The 15,733-nt window shown below is 46.6% G+C and carries 12 protein-coding genes; 11 read left to right on the plus strand and 1 reads right to left on the minus strand.

All coding sequences use genetic code 11. The features are described from left to right. The first annotated feature begins 298 nt into the window (after positions 1 to 298). The 9 genes from AACQ42_RS02270 to AACQ42_RS02310 all read left to right on the plus strand — a co-directional run bounded on the left by AACQ42_RS02270 (position 299) and on the right by AACQ42_RS02310 (position 11,521). A complete protein-coding gene (locus AACQ42_RS02270; protein ID WP_026027156.1) occupies positions 299 to 1,744 on the plus strand; it encodes a YfcC family protein in 1,446 nt (481 codons plus the stop codon). Positions 1,745 to 2,587: 843 nt separating this feature from the next. After that, positions 2,588 to 3,811 (plus strand): arginine deiminase, encoded by a 1,224-nt coding sequence (gene arcA, locus AACQ42_RS02275; RefSeq protein WP_017046788.1) that lies wholly within the window; start codon positions 2,588 to 2,590, stop codon positions 3,809 to 3,811. A gap of 73 nt (positions 3,812 to 3,884) precedes the next feature. Beyond that, complete coding sequence (gene arcC, locus AACQ42_RS02280) at positions 3,885 to 4,796, plus strand: carbamate kinase (protein ID WP_013855827.1); 912 nt, start codon at positions 3,885 to 3,887, stop codon at positions 4,794 to 4,796. Between the two features lie 135 nt (positions 4,797 to 4,931). Continuing rightward, positions 4,932 to 5,942 (plus strand): ornithine carbamoyltransferase, encoded by a 1,011-nt coding sequence (locus tag AACQ42_RS02285; RefSeq protein WP_013855826.1) that lies wholly within the window; start codon positions 4,932 to 4,934, stop codon positions 5,940 to 5,942. Between the two features lie 468 nt (positions 5,943 to 6,410). Further along, the gene (pyrB, locus tag AACQ42_RS02290) at positions 6,411 to 7,340 is read left to right on the plus strand and encodes an aspartate carbamoyltransferase (protein ID WP_017042200.1); all 930 of its coding nucleotides are present in this window, start codon (positions 6,411 to 6,413) and stop codon (positions 7,338 to 7,340) included. Between the two features lie 15 nt (positions 7,341 to 7,355). Beyond that, on the plus strand, positions 7,356 to 7,820 hold the full coding sequence (pyrI, locus tag AACQ42_RS02295) for an aspartate carbamoyltransferase regulatory subunit (RefSeq protein ID WP_017042201.1): 465 nt from the start codon (positions 7,356 to 7,358) through the stop codon (positions 7,818 to 7,820). A gap of 408 nt (positions 7,821 to 8,228) precedes the next feature. Further along, complete coding sequence (locus AACQ42_RS02300; RefSeq protein WP_088718009.1) at positions 8,229 to 8,687, plus strand: arginine repressor; 459 nt, start codon at positions 8,229 to 8,231, stop codon at positions 8,685 to 8,687. Positions 8,688 to 8,847: 160 nt separating this feature from the next. Continuing rightward, a complete protein-coding gene (locus AACQ42_RS02305; RefSeq protein WP_094166245.1) occupies positions 8,848 to 10,650 on the plus strand; it encodes a protein-disulfide reductase DsbD in 1,803 nt (600 codons plus the stop codon). 241 nt (positions 10,651 to 10,891) lie between these two features. Further along, positions 10,892 to 11,521 (plus strand): response regulator transcription factor, encoded by a 630-nt coding sequence (locus AACQ42_RS02310; RefSeq protein WP_094166246.1) that lies wholly within the window; start codon positions 10,892 to 10,894, stop codon positions 11,519 to 11,521. Between the two features lie 4 nt (positions 11,522 to 11,525). Here the strand turns inward: AACQ42_RS02310 and AACQ42_RS02315 are convergent, their stop codons facing one another. Beyond that, positions 11,526 to 13,271 (minus strand): potassium/proton antiporter, encoded by a 1,746-nt coding sequence (locus AACQ42_RS02315; RefSeq protein WP_094166247.1) that lies wholly within the window; start codon positions 13,269 to 13,271, stop codon positions 11,526 to 11,528. A gap of 387 nt (positions 13,272 to 13,658) precedes the next feature. Here AACQ42_RS02315 and AACQ42_RS02320 point away from each other — a divergent pair, with 387 nt between their 5' ends. Together AACQ42_RS02320 and AACQ42_RS02325 are read left to right on the plus strand one after the other, a co-directional pair. Beyond that, positions 13,659 to 13,925: a DUF4212 domain-containing protein gene (locus AACQ42_RS02320; RefSeq protein WP_013855818.1), complete on the plus strand. Its 267-nt coding sequence runs from the start codon at positions 13,659 to 13,661 to the stop codon at positions 13,923 to 13,925. A 12-nt stretch (positions 13,926 to 13,937) separates the two neighbouring features. Beyond that, the gene (locus tag AACQ42_RS02325) at positions 13,938 to 15,641 is read left to right on the plus strand and encodes a sodium:solute symporter family protein (RefSeq protein WP_094166248.1); all 1,704 of its coding nucleotides are present in this window, start codon (positions 13,938 to 13,940) and stop codon (positions 15,639 to 15,641) included. The last annotated feature ends 92 nt before the right edge of the window (positions 15,642 to 15,733 follow it).

Genomic DNA, 15,733 nt, shown 5'->3' on the forward strand with positions numbered 1-15,733 from the left:
CCCTAAATTAAATTCCCTAAAAAAATGGTGTGTAACTCGGTACTATTGTTTTGTGAAGCAAGACAAAGTTACGCTTTAAAACTCACCTTAGAATTTATACAGATATCTGAGCAAGTGAGCATTTATGTTCACTTAATAATAATTAAAACTTTTCATTTAACGTATTTAATTGAAGTTCCAATAACTTTTTATTCTTTCACCCCTAGTAGATAATATTTTAATGGGCTGGAAGACTGAAGAACATTAGCCGCTGAACACACTCAGAATCTCGTTGTTCTCTGAGTGTAAGGAGATCGCTATGACAACCCAAACTGTATCCACGGAACCTAAAGGTGGCTTCTTTGCTAACTTTAAGTTTCCTTCCGCTTACACCATCCTTTTCATTCTAATTGCTCTTGTGGCCCTTTTAACCTGGATTGTGCCTGCCGGTCAGTATCAGCGCACCATGAATGAAGAACTGGGCAAAGAAGTGCCTATTGCGGGAACTTATCAACACGCAGAAGGTAACCCACAAGGGGTGATCGATGTGTTGATGGCACCGATTGACGGCTTTTATGACCACAACAGCTACGAAGCTGCCGCGATTGACGTGTCTCTGTTCATTTTGGTCATTGGTGGCTTTTTGGGCCTAGTGACCAAAACAGGTGCGATTGATGCGGGCATTGAACGCGTAACAGCGCGGCTTGAAGGGCGTGAAGAGTTGATGATACCCATCCTGATGGCGCTGTTTGCCGCAGGCGGTACGATTTACGGTATGGCGGAAGAATCCTTACCTTTCTACACCTTACTCGTACCAGTGATGATGGCCGCTCGTTTTGACCCACTGGTTGCCGCCGCTACCGTACTGCTTGGCGCGGGTATCGGTACGCTGGGCTCCACTATCAACCCGTTTGCCACCGTAATTGCGGCCAACGCAGCGGGCATTCCGTTTACTGATGGCATCATGTTGCGCTTAGCAATGTTAGCTGTCGGTTGGGTTATCTGTGTGCTGTACGTGATGCGCTACGCGAAAATGGTGCAAGCGGATCAAAGTAAATCGATTGTGTACGATAAGTACGAAGAGAACAAAGCTCACTTCCTTGGCAACCAAAGTGGAGAGAAACTCGAGTTCACCGCCACCCGCAAAGTTATTTTGACCATTTTCGCGGCCGCTTTTGGCGTGATGATTTATGGGGTATCTGTTGCTGGATGGTGGATGGCTGAGATCTCAGCCATGTTCTTGGGCGCAACAATTATTATCGGTTTAATTGCTCGTATGAGTGAAGAGGAATTCACCACCAGCTTTATTGATGGTGCACGAGACCTATTAGGCGTAGCGCTGATCATTGGTATCGCACGCGGCATTGTGGTGATCATGGACCGCGGGATGATCACCGACACTATTTTGTTCTCAGCCGAGCAAATGGTTACTGGCCTTTCATCCGTCATTTTTATTAACGTAATGTATTTACTGGAAATTCTTCTCTCTTTCCTTGTGCCTTCGTCTTCTGGCCTTGCGGTATTAACCATGCCCATCATGGCTCCATTGGCTGACTTTGCAGGCGTTGGCCGCGACCTTGTCGTCACGGCTTACCAATCGGCTTCAGGGATAGTCAACCTCATCACGCCAACCTCTGCGGTAGTGATGGGCGGCTTAGCAATTGCTCGTGTACCTTATGTTCGCTGGGTGAAATGGGTCGCACCACTGTTAGGCATATTGTGCGTATTCATTATGCTATCTCTCAGCCTAGGTGCGATGCTATAGCGCCAAACTGATGAACGATATGTCGTAGGTAAAAACCGCGCCACACCCTTTAAAAGCCGCATGATTGCGGCTTTTTTATTGGCAGGCCGACTTAGGCTCATTGGCTGCGCAGCTACCCAGTTCTAAACATGATACGTTAGCCAAATCAGGAAATGATGGCTTTCAACGTCGTTAGATAACCATTAGTTTTGATGGCTATTTTTTTATAGCAATCGGCTGGGATAAATAACCACTTTTGGTGACTAAATAAAACGCGGCCTATATTCCTTTATCACCAAATTCAGATCGCCTGCTATGTCATCTCTCATTTTCCGTCCTCTATTACGCCCATTCAGACAAAACATCTACATTAGAAAGCCTGCGTGAGATCAAGTTTTATTAAGAAAGTTATGTTAACACAGCCCATTTCTTCGACTCACATTCAACTATATACCCTTTTCAAGTGCATATTCTTAACCCATTCGATGAATTATCGATGTGTTTTTGGTGCATAAAATTCCCAACCAAAATACCGAGCCTATATAGAGTAGTGCTGCGTGAGATTTAAATTGAATGAACATCCATAAAAAAAGCAGTAATAAATATGACACTCACAATATAAACACTGCATAAACATTGTTAAAAAACTATTATTTTCGCCGAATTTCAATATAAATCATTCTGTGATGGACCTCTAAGAACATATACAGACCAAGGGTAATATTAATTGCAGAACAAAGAAGTGAATAAATAAATTCATACTGAATTCCCTACAGAAATAATTATGTATTTATCCAGAACAAGTTGAATTTAATGTCAAAAATATAACGGCATAAATGCATATAAATTAAGAGAGATACTATTATGAGTAAGTTATATGTTGGTTCTGAAATTGGTCAATTACGTCGAGTTCTTGTTCACCGCCCAAGACGCTCACTCACTCACCTAACACCATCCAACTGTCACGACCTTTTGTTTGATGATGTATTGGCCGTAGAGCGTGCGGGGAAAGAGCATGATGCGTTCACACAAACGCTACGTGACCAAGGTGTTGAAGTTTTACTGCTGACCGATCTATTAGCCGACACGCTAGCGGTTCCCGTCGCAAAAGAGTGGCTGCTTACTCAACAAGTATCGGATTACCGCCTTGGCAAAACATTTGCGAATGACGTGCGCTGCTACCTCAGCGATCTGCCAAACCTTGAATTGGCAAAAATCCTGACAGGTGGTTTGTCTTACGCTGAAATGCCAATGAAATCCTCTTCAATGATGCAAGGCTTGCATGCACCAACCGATTTCATCATTGAACCACTACCAAACCATCTCTTTACTCGCGATACGTCTTGCTGGGTATACGGTGGCGTGTCAATCAACCCGATGGCAAAACCTGCACGTCAACGTGAAACCAACCATGTGCGTGCGATTTACCGCTGGCATCCAAGCTTTGCGGGCCAAGACTTCATTAAATACTTCGGTGATGACGAGAGCATTAATTACGATAATTCAACCATTGAAGGTGGCGACGTTCTTGTGATTGGCAAAGGTGCAGTACTGATTGGTATGTCTGAGCGCACCACAGCGCAAGGTGTTGAACACTTAGCTGCGGGCCTATTTAAACATGGCCAAGCGAAGCAAATCATTGCGATGGAACTACCAAAACACCGCTCTTGCATGCACTTAGATACCGTCATGACACACATGCGTGAAGACACCTTCTCTGTTTACCCAGAAGTGGTACGCAAAGATGTGAAATGCTGGAGCCTCACAGGCGATGAGTCTGGTGCCGTGAACGTGAAAGAAGAAGGTTATTTCGTGACCGCCATCGAAAAAGCGCTTGGCGTTGACAAGCTCAACCTAATCACAACGGGCGGTGACAACTTCAACGCAGAACGTGAACAGTGGAACGATGCAAACAATGTCCTAACCGTCAAACCTGGCGTAGTGATTGGCTATGAAGGCAACACTTATACCAATGAAAAATACGACAAAGCAGGCATCACTGTTCTGTCTATTCCTGGTGACGAATTGGGTCGTGGCCGTGGCGGTGCACGCTGCATGAGCTGCCCAATTGAGCGTGACGGTATCTAGCCCTTAGGTTAATCAAATGGGTTGAGGCAAATTTCCTCTGCACGCCTCAACCCACCTTAGAAGAGATAGAATTATGAGCAAACAAACCGTTGTTGTTGCATTAGGTGGAAACGCGCTACTTCGTCGTGGTCAGCCATTAGAAGCAGATGTTCAACGTCGCAACATTGAAATTGCAGTCAAAACCATTTCCGAAATAGCCAAACACTATAACGTGGTGCTGGTGCATGGCAATGGCCCTCAAGTTGGCCTGCTGGCACTACAAGGTCTCGAATACAAAAAAGTAGCGCCATACCCACTCGACGTATTGGGCAGTGAAACTCAAGGGATGATTGGCTACATGTTGATGCAAGAGTTCAAAAACATGCTGCCTGAACGCAATATTTCGTGCATGTTGACCCAAATGATGGTCGACCCGAAAGACCCTGCATTTGCCAACCCAACCAAACCGATTGGCCCAGTTTATCAAGAAGCAGAAGCGCGTGAATTGGCTGAGAAATACCACTGGACAGTCAAACCCGACGGCCAATACTTCCGCCGTGTGGTTCCGAGCCCTCAACCGATAGGTATCGTCGAACATGATGCGATTTCCCAGCTTATCAGTGCCGGTCATTTAGTGATTTGCACTGGTGGTGGCGGTATTCCAGTCAAACGTGAAAACGGCAAATTAGTCGGTGTAGAAGCAGTGATCGACAAAGACATGTCGGCTGCCTTTCTTGCCAAACAATTGAACGCCGACGCGCTGCTGATTTTGACCGATGCTGACGCCGTTTACCTTGATTGGGGTAAACCAACCCAACATGCGCTGCGCAGCACAACGCCAAGCGAGCTTGCCAACTATCAATTTGATGCCGGTTCTATGGGGCCCAAAATTGAAGCCTCGTGCGAATTCATTCAACAAGGCGGGAAAGTCGTTGGGATCGGTGCGTTAGAAGATGGCCTACGCATCTTAGAAGGCACAGCAGGTACCAATATTACGCGTGACTAAAACATTGTTTTTAAAATCTATTTTATAAACCGAATCTGTTTTTAACTTTAAACAACTGTTTTTAACTTTAAACAAATATTAACGCTTTCTTCCACCCTTTCATCAGAAGCAAGCGTTGCAAATGAGGAAAAGATCATGGCTTTTAACTTACGCAATCGTAACTTTCTAAAACTTCTTGATTTCACTCCACGCGAAATCCAGCACCTATTGGATCTATCACTTGAGCTGAAAAAAGCCAAATACAACGGTTATGAGCAGCCTCGTCTCAAAGGCAAAAACATTGCACTTATCTTTGAAAAAACCTCAACTCGCACTCGCTGTGCATTCGAAGTAGCGGCGTTTGACCAAGGTGCTCAAGTCTCCTACTTAGGCCCATCAGGTTCACAAATTGGCCACAAAGAATCGATGAAAGATACTGCGCGCGTCTTAGGCCGCATGTATGACGGCATCGAATATCGCGGCTTTGGTCAAGAGATCGTTGAAGAGCTTGGTGCCTACGCTGGCGTACCAGTATGGAACGGCTTAACTGACGAATTCCACCCAACACAAATTCTGGCTGATTTCCTTACCATGATCGAACATGGCCGTGGCAAACGCCTCCATGAAATGAAATTTGCCTACCTCGGTGATGCACGCAACAACATGGGTAACTCCTTGATGGTGGGCGCTGCGAAAATGGGGATGGACATTCGCCTTGTTGCACCCAAAGCGTTCTGGCCAACAGAAGAATTAGTCGCGGAATGTCGCACTATTGCAAAGCAAACAGGCGCGAAAATTACACTCACAGATGATGTTCAAGAAGGCGTTCAAGGCTGTGATTTCCTTTACACCGATGTTTGGGTATCGATGGGTGAAGCGAAAGAAGCATGGGCAGAGCGCATTGAATTGATGCTGCCTTACCAAGTGAACATGGCAATGCTAAAAGCCACTGGTAACCCACATGTGAAATTCATGCACTGCTTGCCTGCTTTCCACGGCGAAGATACCACCGTTGGCAAAGAGCTTGCGAAAAACTACCCAGTGCTTGCCAAAGGCGTTGAAGTGACCGATGAAGTGATTGAATCTGAGCATTCCATCGTGTTCGATGAAGCTGAAAACCGCATGCACACCATCAAAGCCGTGATGGTGGCCACCTTAGGTAACTAACTTAGGGCAGCTAACTTAGGTAACGAATAGTAGATAATGAATGTAGGCGATGAATCGTCTACTTCATCTCTTTGATGTTGAATCGATGCGAGCTTGAATAAAGCTCGCATTTTTTTTCAGTCAATAACACTCACAAATCGCACTTATGCTTTAGCTGTAAACGCGTAGTAAATAACATCGAAATCAAGCTAATTTCGCATAAAAATCCATTTTCTGGATATTTTTCAAAGAGTATTGCCAGCGTGTTTTTTGTCCGTATAATCCTTCGCAATTTGTCTAAACGGAGCAGAAAATGAACCGCAGCACTCCCCATCAACGCCATCCATTACACCCGGCGCCGGTCGAGTTAGCTGTTTTGTTTTTCTGTTCTGAACGTTATTGAAGCCTCCTATTTTAGGGGGCTTTTTTTTAAGCAAAATTTCGCAAAGGCTAGTAGCCAAAGCGAACCATACAGAGGGAAGACACGTTATGGCGCATTCGTTATTTAACAAGCACATCATTTCCATTCCAGAACTGAGCCGCGCGGAACTGGAGCTGATTGTTGAAACTGCAACAAGGCTTAAAGCGGAACCAAACCCTGAACTTCTCAAAAATAAAGTGGTGGCAAGCTGCTTCTTTGAACCTTCTACACGTACCCGTTTGTCGTTTGAAACGGCAGTGCAGCGCCTAGGCGGCACAGTGATTGGTTTTGATAATGGCGGCAATACGTCACTTGCCAAGAAAGGGGAAACCTTAGCTGACTCGGTGCAAGTTATTTCCTCTTATGTCGATGCATTTGTCATGCGCCACCCACAAGAAGGCGCTGCACGTTTAGCCTCTGAGTTTTCCAACGGCGTTCCCGTAGTCAACGGTGGCGATGGTGCTAACCAACATCCAACCCAAACCTTGCTCGATCTGTTTTCCATTTATGAAACGCAAGGCAGGCTCGATAACCTTAACGTCGCGTTCGTCGGCGACTTAAAATATGGCCGCACCGTCCATTCGCTCACCCAAGCCTTATCGAAATTCAACAATGTACGTTTCTTTTTTATCGCCCCAGAAGTGCTGGCGATGCCAGATTACATTTGCGAAGAGCTCTCAGAGGCTGGCATTGCGTTTAGTTTGCACGCTAGCATTGAAGAGGTCGTGCCTGAACTGGATGTGCTGTACATGACGCGCGTACAAAAAGAGCGCTTTGATGCATCCGAATACGCACACATGAAATCGGCTTACATCTTAACCGCAGAAACATTAAAAGAAGCTCGCCACAATTTAAAAGTGCTGCACCCACTGCCTCGGGTCGATGAAATCACCACCGATGTCGATAAAACACCTTACGCCTACTATTTCCAACAAGCCGAAAACGGCGTTTATGCGCGTGAAGCTTTATTAGCCCTTGTTCTTAACCCAACCTTATAAGTAGGAGATAACATCATGGTAAAAGAGACCCAATTGCAAGTTGAAGCGATTCGTAACGGTAGCGTGATTGACCATATCCCTGCCAACCTTGGGATCAAAATTCTCTCTTTGTTTAAGTTAAATGAAACCAATCAACGTGTGACGATTGGCCTAAACCTACCCTCTTCTGCGTTAGGTAATAAAGATCTGATTAAAATAGAAAACCTTTATCTCACCAAAGAGCAAGCGAACCAATTAGCACTGTATGCCCCGAAAGCCACCGTCAATCAAATTGAAGAGTATAAAGTGGTCAACAAACTGACCCTCACTTTGCCAGAGCGAATTGACAGCGTATTTCGTTGCCCAAACAGCAACTGCATCTCTCATGGCGAGCCTGTCGAGAGCCGCTTTAAAGTGCAGCTCAAACAAGAGAATGTGCATCTCAAATGCCACTATTGTGAGAAAGTATTCTCGCGCGAAATCATGACTGAACGTTGCTAAAACAGCACTAAGCGCGCATCCATCGCGTTTACAGCCCTGCCAGCCTCCAGCGTCCTAACTCGGCGCTGGACCAACTTACGAATCTTGCATATTTCCGTGCATATTATTCCATCAAATCAACATAAAACGCCAAAAATCAATCGGTAATCTAGTTTATTATTTGGTGATCCCCCGCAAAAAGCGACACATTGATTAATGTTAAGCTACAGGCATCAATAATAATCCCCCACCACTTATAGAGGGGAAAAGAGCAATGCTCAACCGTTGCGCCATTGGCGTTAAACATAACGTGAACTCACACTCTATGGCTTTGGGAGTGTGCTGGCATGGTAAGGATCACCGATACCCCAGACGCAGTAGCGTGTATAAAAGGAACCGCCCGTGAACAGAAAAATCCCCCACGGCGCAATGCAAACCGATGACAAAACGTTAGCTTCCGCTTGTAAAAAAATCCTACAACAACAAAGTTTTGCTAACCAAAATGAGCTACGACTCAGGCTAATAGAGCTCGGCTACGAAGGCATTAGCCAATCCACTGTGTCACGCTTGCTTTCCCAACTTGGTGTGGTGAAAGTGCAAAATGCGTGCGGGAAAAAAGTGTACTGCATTACGGTCGAAACCGCGCCAGTGCGTGTTGAGTCATCTATCGCCTCACAAATTGAGTTTATCACTCACAATCAATCCACTGTGGTGGTGAAAACTCATCCTGGAAGTGCTCAATTGGTCGCGCGATTGGTTGATATTGATCCCCACACTGAGATTTTAGGAACGGTCGGTGGTAATGACACTGTGCTTATTATTCCCAAAGACATCAATAATATTGAAGCGTGTGAAGCGGTGGTGAAAACTCGCCTAGGTGTCGCTTAACCCCCATCGCCCAGCCAAGTGAGCTCCACAACCTCACTTGGCTTTTCTCGCTTCACTGCCTCATCAGCGACGATTTTTCCATCACTGTGAAACTTATTGCGCCGAAAAGCGGTCTGATTGGGTTAAGATGACACTCACCTAATGAAGACTCGATTTTTGTATGCGCCTACTCTTTTCCTTTGTACTGCTAGCTCTGCTGACACTTTCCCAACCTGCGTTGGCGGTCTTCGGCAATGACAATCCATTCAATAGTGGTAACAACCTCGGTTTGGCCTCAGCCGACAATCAATTTGTCCCAGTTGACCAAGCGTTTCCTTTTCATGCCGAGCAGCAAGGTAGACAGGTATTCTTAGATTGGCAGGTCAAGCAGGGCTATTACCTCTACCAAGATCGGATCAGTATCAGCGCCGAAAATGCGCAGCTTGGTGAAATCGAGATGCTCGATGGTCAGCCATATCACGATGAATTTTTTGGTGATGTGAAGATTTATACTGAGCCACTGTTTGTCGACATACCGCTCCTCAGTGCAGCAGCGAACGCCAAATTAATTATCCAGTACCAAGGGTGTGCAAAAGCGGGCTTTTGCTATCCACCAGAAACGCGAATTATCGACCTTCAAGCTGTGGCAAGCGATACTCGCTCTGACAACAACACGGCGGCCAATATGGCGAAAATCGAAACAGCTTCACCAAAAGCGCCCGTGGCTGAACAAGACGGGCTAGCAAGCCGCCTCGCCGATTCTTGGTGGACACCGCTGCTCTTTTTAGCACTTGGCGTTGGCCTCGCCTTTACCCCTTGCGTACTCCCGATGTACCCGATCCTCACCAGTATCGTGCTTGGTCGTGGTCAACTTTCACCACGGCGCGCGTTGATTTTATCGTTTATTTACGTGCAAGGTATGGCGCTCACTTATACCGTACTTGGCCTAGTCGTCGCTTCGGCTGGGTTACAATTTCAAGCCGCGATGCAGCACCCTTATGTACTGATTGGCCTCAGTACCCTATTTGTGCTACTCGCCCTGTCGATGTTTGGCGTTTATACCTTACAACTGCCAAGCAAAGTGCAGACGTGGCTAAGCAGCCTGAGTAATAAGCAGCAAGGCGGGAACAGTCTTGGCGTGTTTGCTATGGGCGCGATTTCCGGTTTGGTTTGCTCACCGTGCACCACCGCGCCTCTCTCTGGCGCGCTGCTGTATGTCGCGCAAAGTGGCGACCTATTCACAGGGGCGATTGCACTGTATGCCTTAGCTATGGGCATGGGGATTCCGCTGATTTTGGTCGCCGTATTTGGTAACAAACTACTCCCCAAAGCCGGTGGCTGGATGGAGAGAGTAAAAACACTATTTGGCTTTATTTTACTGGCTGCGCCGATCTTCTTACTAGAACGCTTATTGCCACCAGTGTGGTCAACGGCGCTCTGGTCCGCGCTTGGGATCGTCGCGTTTGGTTGGCTCTATCATTGTAAAAACAGCTTGCCGTTTGGTGGCTGGAAACAGAGCATGGTTGGCATTATTGCGGTATTGGGTCTGTTTGCTTCAGCGCAACCTGCGTTGGATGTGTGGTTTAAGCCAGAACAAACCAACCTAGCAAGCCGTAGCCATATCGAGTTCATTCGGGTGAATAATATTGCCGAGCTCAACTTGCAGTTGAGCCAAGCCAAATTAGCAGGTAAACCCGTCATGCTCGATTTCTACGCCGACTGGTGCGTGGCGTGTAAAGAGTTTGAAAAGTACACTTTCCATCAGCAAGAGGTCGCGCAGAAACTGCAAAACTTTGTGCTATTGCAAGCGGACGTCACCAAAAATCAGCCACAAGATATTGAGCTACTCAAGGCGATGAACGTGCTAGGGTTACCGACGATTGAGTTTTGGAATGCGCAAGGTGAACGCGTTTCAAACGCACGTATCAGCGGTTTTATGCCAGCCGATCGCTTTTTAGCGCACCTCATCGCCCACCAGCTTTAAGGTTTACCCGTTATTGCCGCCTGTTTAAGCAAGCCATTGCAACAGTCGGCAATAATGGCGCGTGAACGCCATCACTTCTTCTCGAACCGCTTGGCATGCACCACTCTCAGATCAGGCTCAGTCACTACTAAGTATCAGACAAAAAGTGGATACAGTTCAGACTTTTAGCGTATAAAGATTGTTCAGCGAGAGATCGCGGTCAATAATCGATTTAACGACATTGCTAAAAGTGTAAAACGTCATGGATTCGACCTACACCATCATCATTGCTGACGACCACCCTCTGTTTCGCAATGCGCTATTTCAATCAGTGCATATGGCGATAAGCGGTGCCAATTTATTGGAAGCGGATTCGCTAGATGCTCTGTTAACCTTATTAACCAAACAGAGCGATGTGGATTTGCTATTGTTGGATCTCAAAATGCCAGGCGCAAATGGGATGTCAGGGCTCATTCACTTGCGAGCCGAATACCCTGATTTACCGATTGTGGTGATTTCAGCCAGTGAAGAACCTTCGGTGGTGGCGCAAGTAAAAAGCCACGGTGCCTTTGGTTTTATTCCTAAATCGAGTGACATGCGCGCGCTGATCTCGGCGCTCAATCAAGTCCTAGCCGGTGACCCATTTTTCCCTGAAGGGTTAATTGCCAATCACGCCGCATGCAATGATTTAACCAAGAAAATTGCCGCCTTAACCCCGCAACAATACAAAGTATTAGGCATGCTCTCTGATGGGCTACTCAACAAACAAATCGCCTATGAGCTTAATGTTTCTGAGGCGACCATCAAAGCGCACATGACGGCTATTTTCCGTAAACTTGGGGTTAAAAACCGCACTCAAGCAGTAATTTTACTCAATGAGTTGGGCGAGTAGTCGGCTACTCGCTCGCTTCATCTAACGTCTCTTCTAAAGGTAATCGCAAACCGACTTTGGTTGCTTGCCAATCGGCCACGTCCGCTACGACCAGATACAGACCTTGCCATTCAAAATGGTCACCCAGTACTTGTGTGGCTCCGAGCTCTTGGATCAGCAAATCGTTGAGCGTCATCTCTTGATTGAGGTGCTCAATCGTCAAACCATAATAGGCTGCGACATCAACGAGTTTTGCATCCACATCCAAAAAGAAATCACCAAAGAAGCGCTCTAACGAGGCTTTTTCTGGCGCTTCACTGAATAGGTTGCTCAGTGATTCGAGATCTTTCTCCTGTGCTAACACGCACAAGACATCGCCCTCTTGCAACTTGGTGCTGCCCGATGGGTGAAGCAGTTGTTCATCACGAAACACGGCGGTAATACGTGTTCCTTCAGGCATAGAGAGGTTGCGTAATGGCTCACCAATACACCATTTATCTTGCTTGAGTTTATAGACCAACATTTCCCATTCGCTGCACGGGTATATCTCAACACCGGTACGTGAAATTGGCTCAGGTTTGGGCGGTAGTTCAACGCGAGCCAAAGCGGCCGCTTTCATCAAGGTTCCCCCTTGTACCACTAGCGACACCATCACCACGAAGAAGGCTAAGTTGAAATAGAGCTGCGCATTCGGCAAACCGGCCATCATTGGGAAAACCGCTAAAATAATGGGTACAGCGCCGCGCAGTCCAACCCAAGAGATAAACCACTTTTCACGCGCAGTAAATGCTTTGAATGGCAATAAACCAATCCATACAGAAATGGGGCGCGCAAACAAAATCATACCAAAGGCGAGCGCAAAGCCCGGCACCGCAATGGTCAGCAATTCAGAAGGTGTGACCAATAACCCAAGCACCAAGAACATGCCAATTTGGCTAAGCCACGTCATCCCATCCAGTACGTTCAAAATGGAATAGCGGCAACGAGTCGGTTTATTGCCCAGCAATAAACCCGTCAAGTAGATGGATAAAATACCACTGCCGCCGAGTGAATTGGACAGCGCAAAGATAATCAAACCGCCACTGATGGCCAAAATGGAGTAGAGCCCTTCTGGAAGTTGATTGCTATTAATCAGCTTCCAGAGCAGCCAACCTCCGGCTAATCCAAATAAAGCCCCGAGGCCAAATTGCTGGATAAAACTCAGCAGCAAGAATCCTGCGCTGAGATCATCGCCTTGGCTACCCAGTACCGCAATTAATGTCACGGTTAAAAACACCGCCATTGGATCGTTAGTGCCCGATTCAATCTCTAACGTTGAACCGACGCGCTCATTCAAGCTTCGTCCTTTCAGCAGAGAAAAAACCGCCGCCGCATCGGTTGAGCCGACAATCGCACCAACCAATAGGCCTTGTAGCAACTCCAAATTAAACAGCCATGCAGCCATTAACCCCGTTAGCATAGTGGTAATTGCTACCCCAATCGTCGCTAATGAGACTGACGGCCAAAAGGCAATCCGAAAACTGGCAACGCGGGTACGCATGCCGCCATCCAATAAAATGATAGCGAGCGCTAAGTTACTGACTAAATAAGCAATCGGATAATTATCAAATAAGATGCCACCGGGGCCATCCTCCCCAGCCAACATACCCACCAATAAAAAAACGAGCAGAATAGGAATTCCTAACTTAGAAGAGACTGGACTTAACAACACACTTAATGCAATCAGCAAAGCACCTACGAGAAAAAAACCATTGATAGCGATTGCATCCATATTCCTTCCTTATTGATTTAATTATTATTGATTGAGTAACCAACATAAATTCGCGTTCCATTGTGCCTTAGTTTAATCCGTTTTTAAGACAACTTTATGTAAACATTGATCGTTTTTATCGCGGCATGAATAACCAACCACATAAAAAATCGTTAACTCGCCATGAGCGATTTTCCAATCAAGAGCTTATGATCTTATACTTTTGGCTAATTTAACATTTATTCAACATAAGAAAGACCTTCTAAATTGAGGCATTTCATTTAGTTACAATGAATTGGAAAAAACAACCTCCCGACTAAAGTTGCACAGACCCACCACCCTTTCACTGCTATCTTAATTTCGTAACATTAAATTAACACTACGATATGCAAACCGAAGGAGAAGGTCATGGCGTTCCAATCAACCGAACATGCTCAAGCCTACTGGAAGGAAAACTTGGGAATTATGGGCTCACTGCTGGCAGTGTGGTTCTTGGTATCATATGGTGCAGGCGTTCTTTTCGTCGACGCACTTAATACGATTCATTTAGGCGGGTTCAAACTAGGGTTCTGGTTCGCACAACAAGGGTCCATCTATACCTTTGTCGCCTTGATCTTTATTTACGTTGTGCGCATGAATGCGCTCGACAAGAAATACAACGTGCAGGAAGACTAAGAGGTTTACGAAATGGATATTCAAACTTGGACGTTTATTCTGGTCGGTATTACGTTTGCACTCTATATCGGCATTGCCATTTGGGCCCGTGCAGGATCGACCAGTGAATTCTATGTTGCTGGCGGTGGTGTTCACCCTGTTGCCAACGGCATGGCAACCGCAGCGGACTGGATGTCAGCCGCTTCATTTATCTCAATGGCGGGTATCATCTCGTTCATTGGCTATGATGGTACCGTGTACTTGATGGGCTGGACAGGCGGCTATGTGTTATTGGCACTTTGCCTTGCACCTTACTTGCGTAAATTTGGCCAGTTCACCGTGCCAGATTTTATCGGTGAGCGATACTACTCAAAGACCGCGCGTATGGTGGCGGTATTTTGCGCCATCTTTATCTCGTTTACTTATGTTGCGGGGCAAATGCGCGGCGTCGGCGTGGTATTCTCTCGCTTCCTCGAAGTGGATATTAACGTTGGTATCGTCATCGGTATGGGGATCGTGTTTTTCTATGCGGTACTCGGTGGCATGAAAGGCATCACTTATACGCAAGTTGCACAGTTCTGCGTGCTCATTTTCGCCTTCCTTGTTCCCGCCATTTTCACCTCGATCATGATGACAGGTAACCCTCTGCCACAAATTGGTATGGGCTCAACCATTACCGGTACCGATGTTTACCTACTCGATAAACTCGATGGCTTAACTCAAGAGCTCGGCTTCACCGCCTATACCGAAGGCAACAAGAGCAAGGTTGACGTGTTCTTTATCTGCGCAGCCTTGATGGTGGGTACTGCTGGTCTTCCTCACGTCATTATTCGCTTCTTCACTGTGCCTAAAGTGCGTGATGCGCGTATCTCAGCAGGTTGGGCATTGCTGTTCATCTCTTTGCTATATACCACAGCGCCAGGTGTTGCTGCTTTTGCTCGTGTGAACATGATTGAGACCATTAATGGCCCAGACATGCAAGGCGTACCCGCAACAGACGCGCCTACTTGGTTTAAGAACTGGGAGAATACTGGCCTTGTAAGCTGGAAAGATAAGAACAACGACGGTCGTATGTTCTACTCTGGCGATGAGCGCAACGAGATGAACATTAACCGTGACATCATCGTATTGGCGTCTCCTGAATTGGCAAAACTGCCAAACTGGGTGGTTGGCTTACTCGCCGCTGGGGGTTTAGCGGCTGCGCTTTCGACAGCCGCAGGTCTTTTACTGGTTATCTCGACGTCAATTTCTCACGACTTATTGAAGAAAGGCTTCAAACCAAACATGACCGATAAACAAGAGCTGTTAGCCGCACGCTTAGCCGCCATCATTGCGATTGTGGGTGCTGGTTACCTAGGCATTAACCCACCGGGTTTTGTGGCTCAGGTGGTAGCGTTTGCCTTCGGCTTGGCAGCCGCCTCCTTCTTCCCGGCCATTATTTTGGGCATCTTCTACAAGAAGATGAATAAAGAAGGCGCGATCGCGGGCATGGTCGCAGGGATTATCTTTACTGCAGCCTACATCATCTACTTCAAATTCATTAACCCGGCAGCCAGCACGCCAGATAACTGGTTGTTTGGTATCAGCCCTGAAGGCATTGGTACGTTAGGTATGTGTTTGAACTTCGTGGTATCGATTGTGGTGAATAAATTTACCGCAGAAGTTCCAACCGAAGTGCAAGAAATGGTGGAGTCAATCCGCTTCCCGAAAGGCGCGGGGCAAGCTCACGACCACTAATCTTCACCTGCGAGCGTCATGCTCGATGTTCGCTCCGCAGTGAAGTGTGATAACAACCATAAAGCCGATGCCCACGCATCGGCTTTATGCTG

The sequence above is a fragment of the Vibrio sp. V12_P9A6T4 genome (assembly GCF_963874835.1).
Lineage (GTDB): Bacteria > Pseudomonadota > Gammaproteobacteria > Enterobacterales > Vibrionaceae > Vibrio > Vibrio anguillarum.

What these genes read in the sequence shown, in the direction of transcription:
- AACQ42_RS02270 (WP_026027156.1), top strand. Translation starts at nt 299, where the DNA reads ATGACAACCCAAACTGTATCCACGGAACCTAAAGGTGGCTTCTTTGCT.
- arcA (WP_017046788.1), top strand. Translation starts at nt 2,588, where the DNA reads ATGAGTAAGTTATATGTTGGTTCTGAAATTGGTCAATTACGTCGAGTT.
- arcC (WP_013855827.1), top strand. Translation starts at nt 3,885, where the DNA reads ATGAGCAAACAAACCGTTGTTGTTGCATTAGGTGGAAACGCGCTACTT.
- AACQ42_RS02285 (WP_013855826.1), top strand. Translation starts at nt 4,932, where the DNA reads ATGGCTTTTAACTTACGCAATCGTAACTTTCTAAAACTTCTTGATTTC.
- pyrB (WP_017042200.1), top strand. Translation starts at nt 6,411, where the DNA reads ATGGCGCATTCGTTATTTAACAAGCACATCATTTCCATTCCAGAACTG.
- pyrI (WP_017042201.1), top strand. Translation starts at nt 7,356, where the DNA reads ATGGTAAAAGAGACCCAATTGCAAGTTGAAGCGATTCGTAACGGTAGC.
- AACQ42_RS02300 (WP_088718009.1), top strand. Translation starts at nt 8,229, where the DNA reads ATGCAAACCGATGACAAAACGTTAGCTTCCGCTTGTAAAAAAATCCTA.
- AACQ42_RS02305 (WP_094166245.1), top strand. Translation starts at nt 8,848, where the DNA reads ATGCGCCTACTCTTTTCCTTTGTACTGCTAGCTCTGCTGACACTTTCC.
- AACQ42_RS02310 (WP_094166246.1), top strand. Translation starts at nt 10,892, where the DNA reads ATGGATTCGACCTACACCATCATCATTGCTGACGACCACCCTCTGTTT.
- AACQ42_RS02315 (WP_094166247.1), bottom strand. Translation starts at nt 13,271, where the DNA reads ATGGATGCAATCGCTATCAATGGTTTTTTTCTCGTAGGTGCTTTGCTG.
- AACQ42_RS02320 (WP_013855818.1), top strand. Translation starts at nt 13,659, where the DNA reads ATGGCGTTCCAATCAACCGAACATGCTCAAGCCTACTGGAAGGAAAAC.
- AACQ42_RS02325 (WP_094166248.1), top strand. Translation starts at nt 13,938, where the DNA reads ATGGATATTCAAACTTGGACGTTTATTCTGGTCGGTATTACGTTTGCA.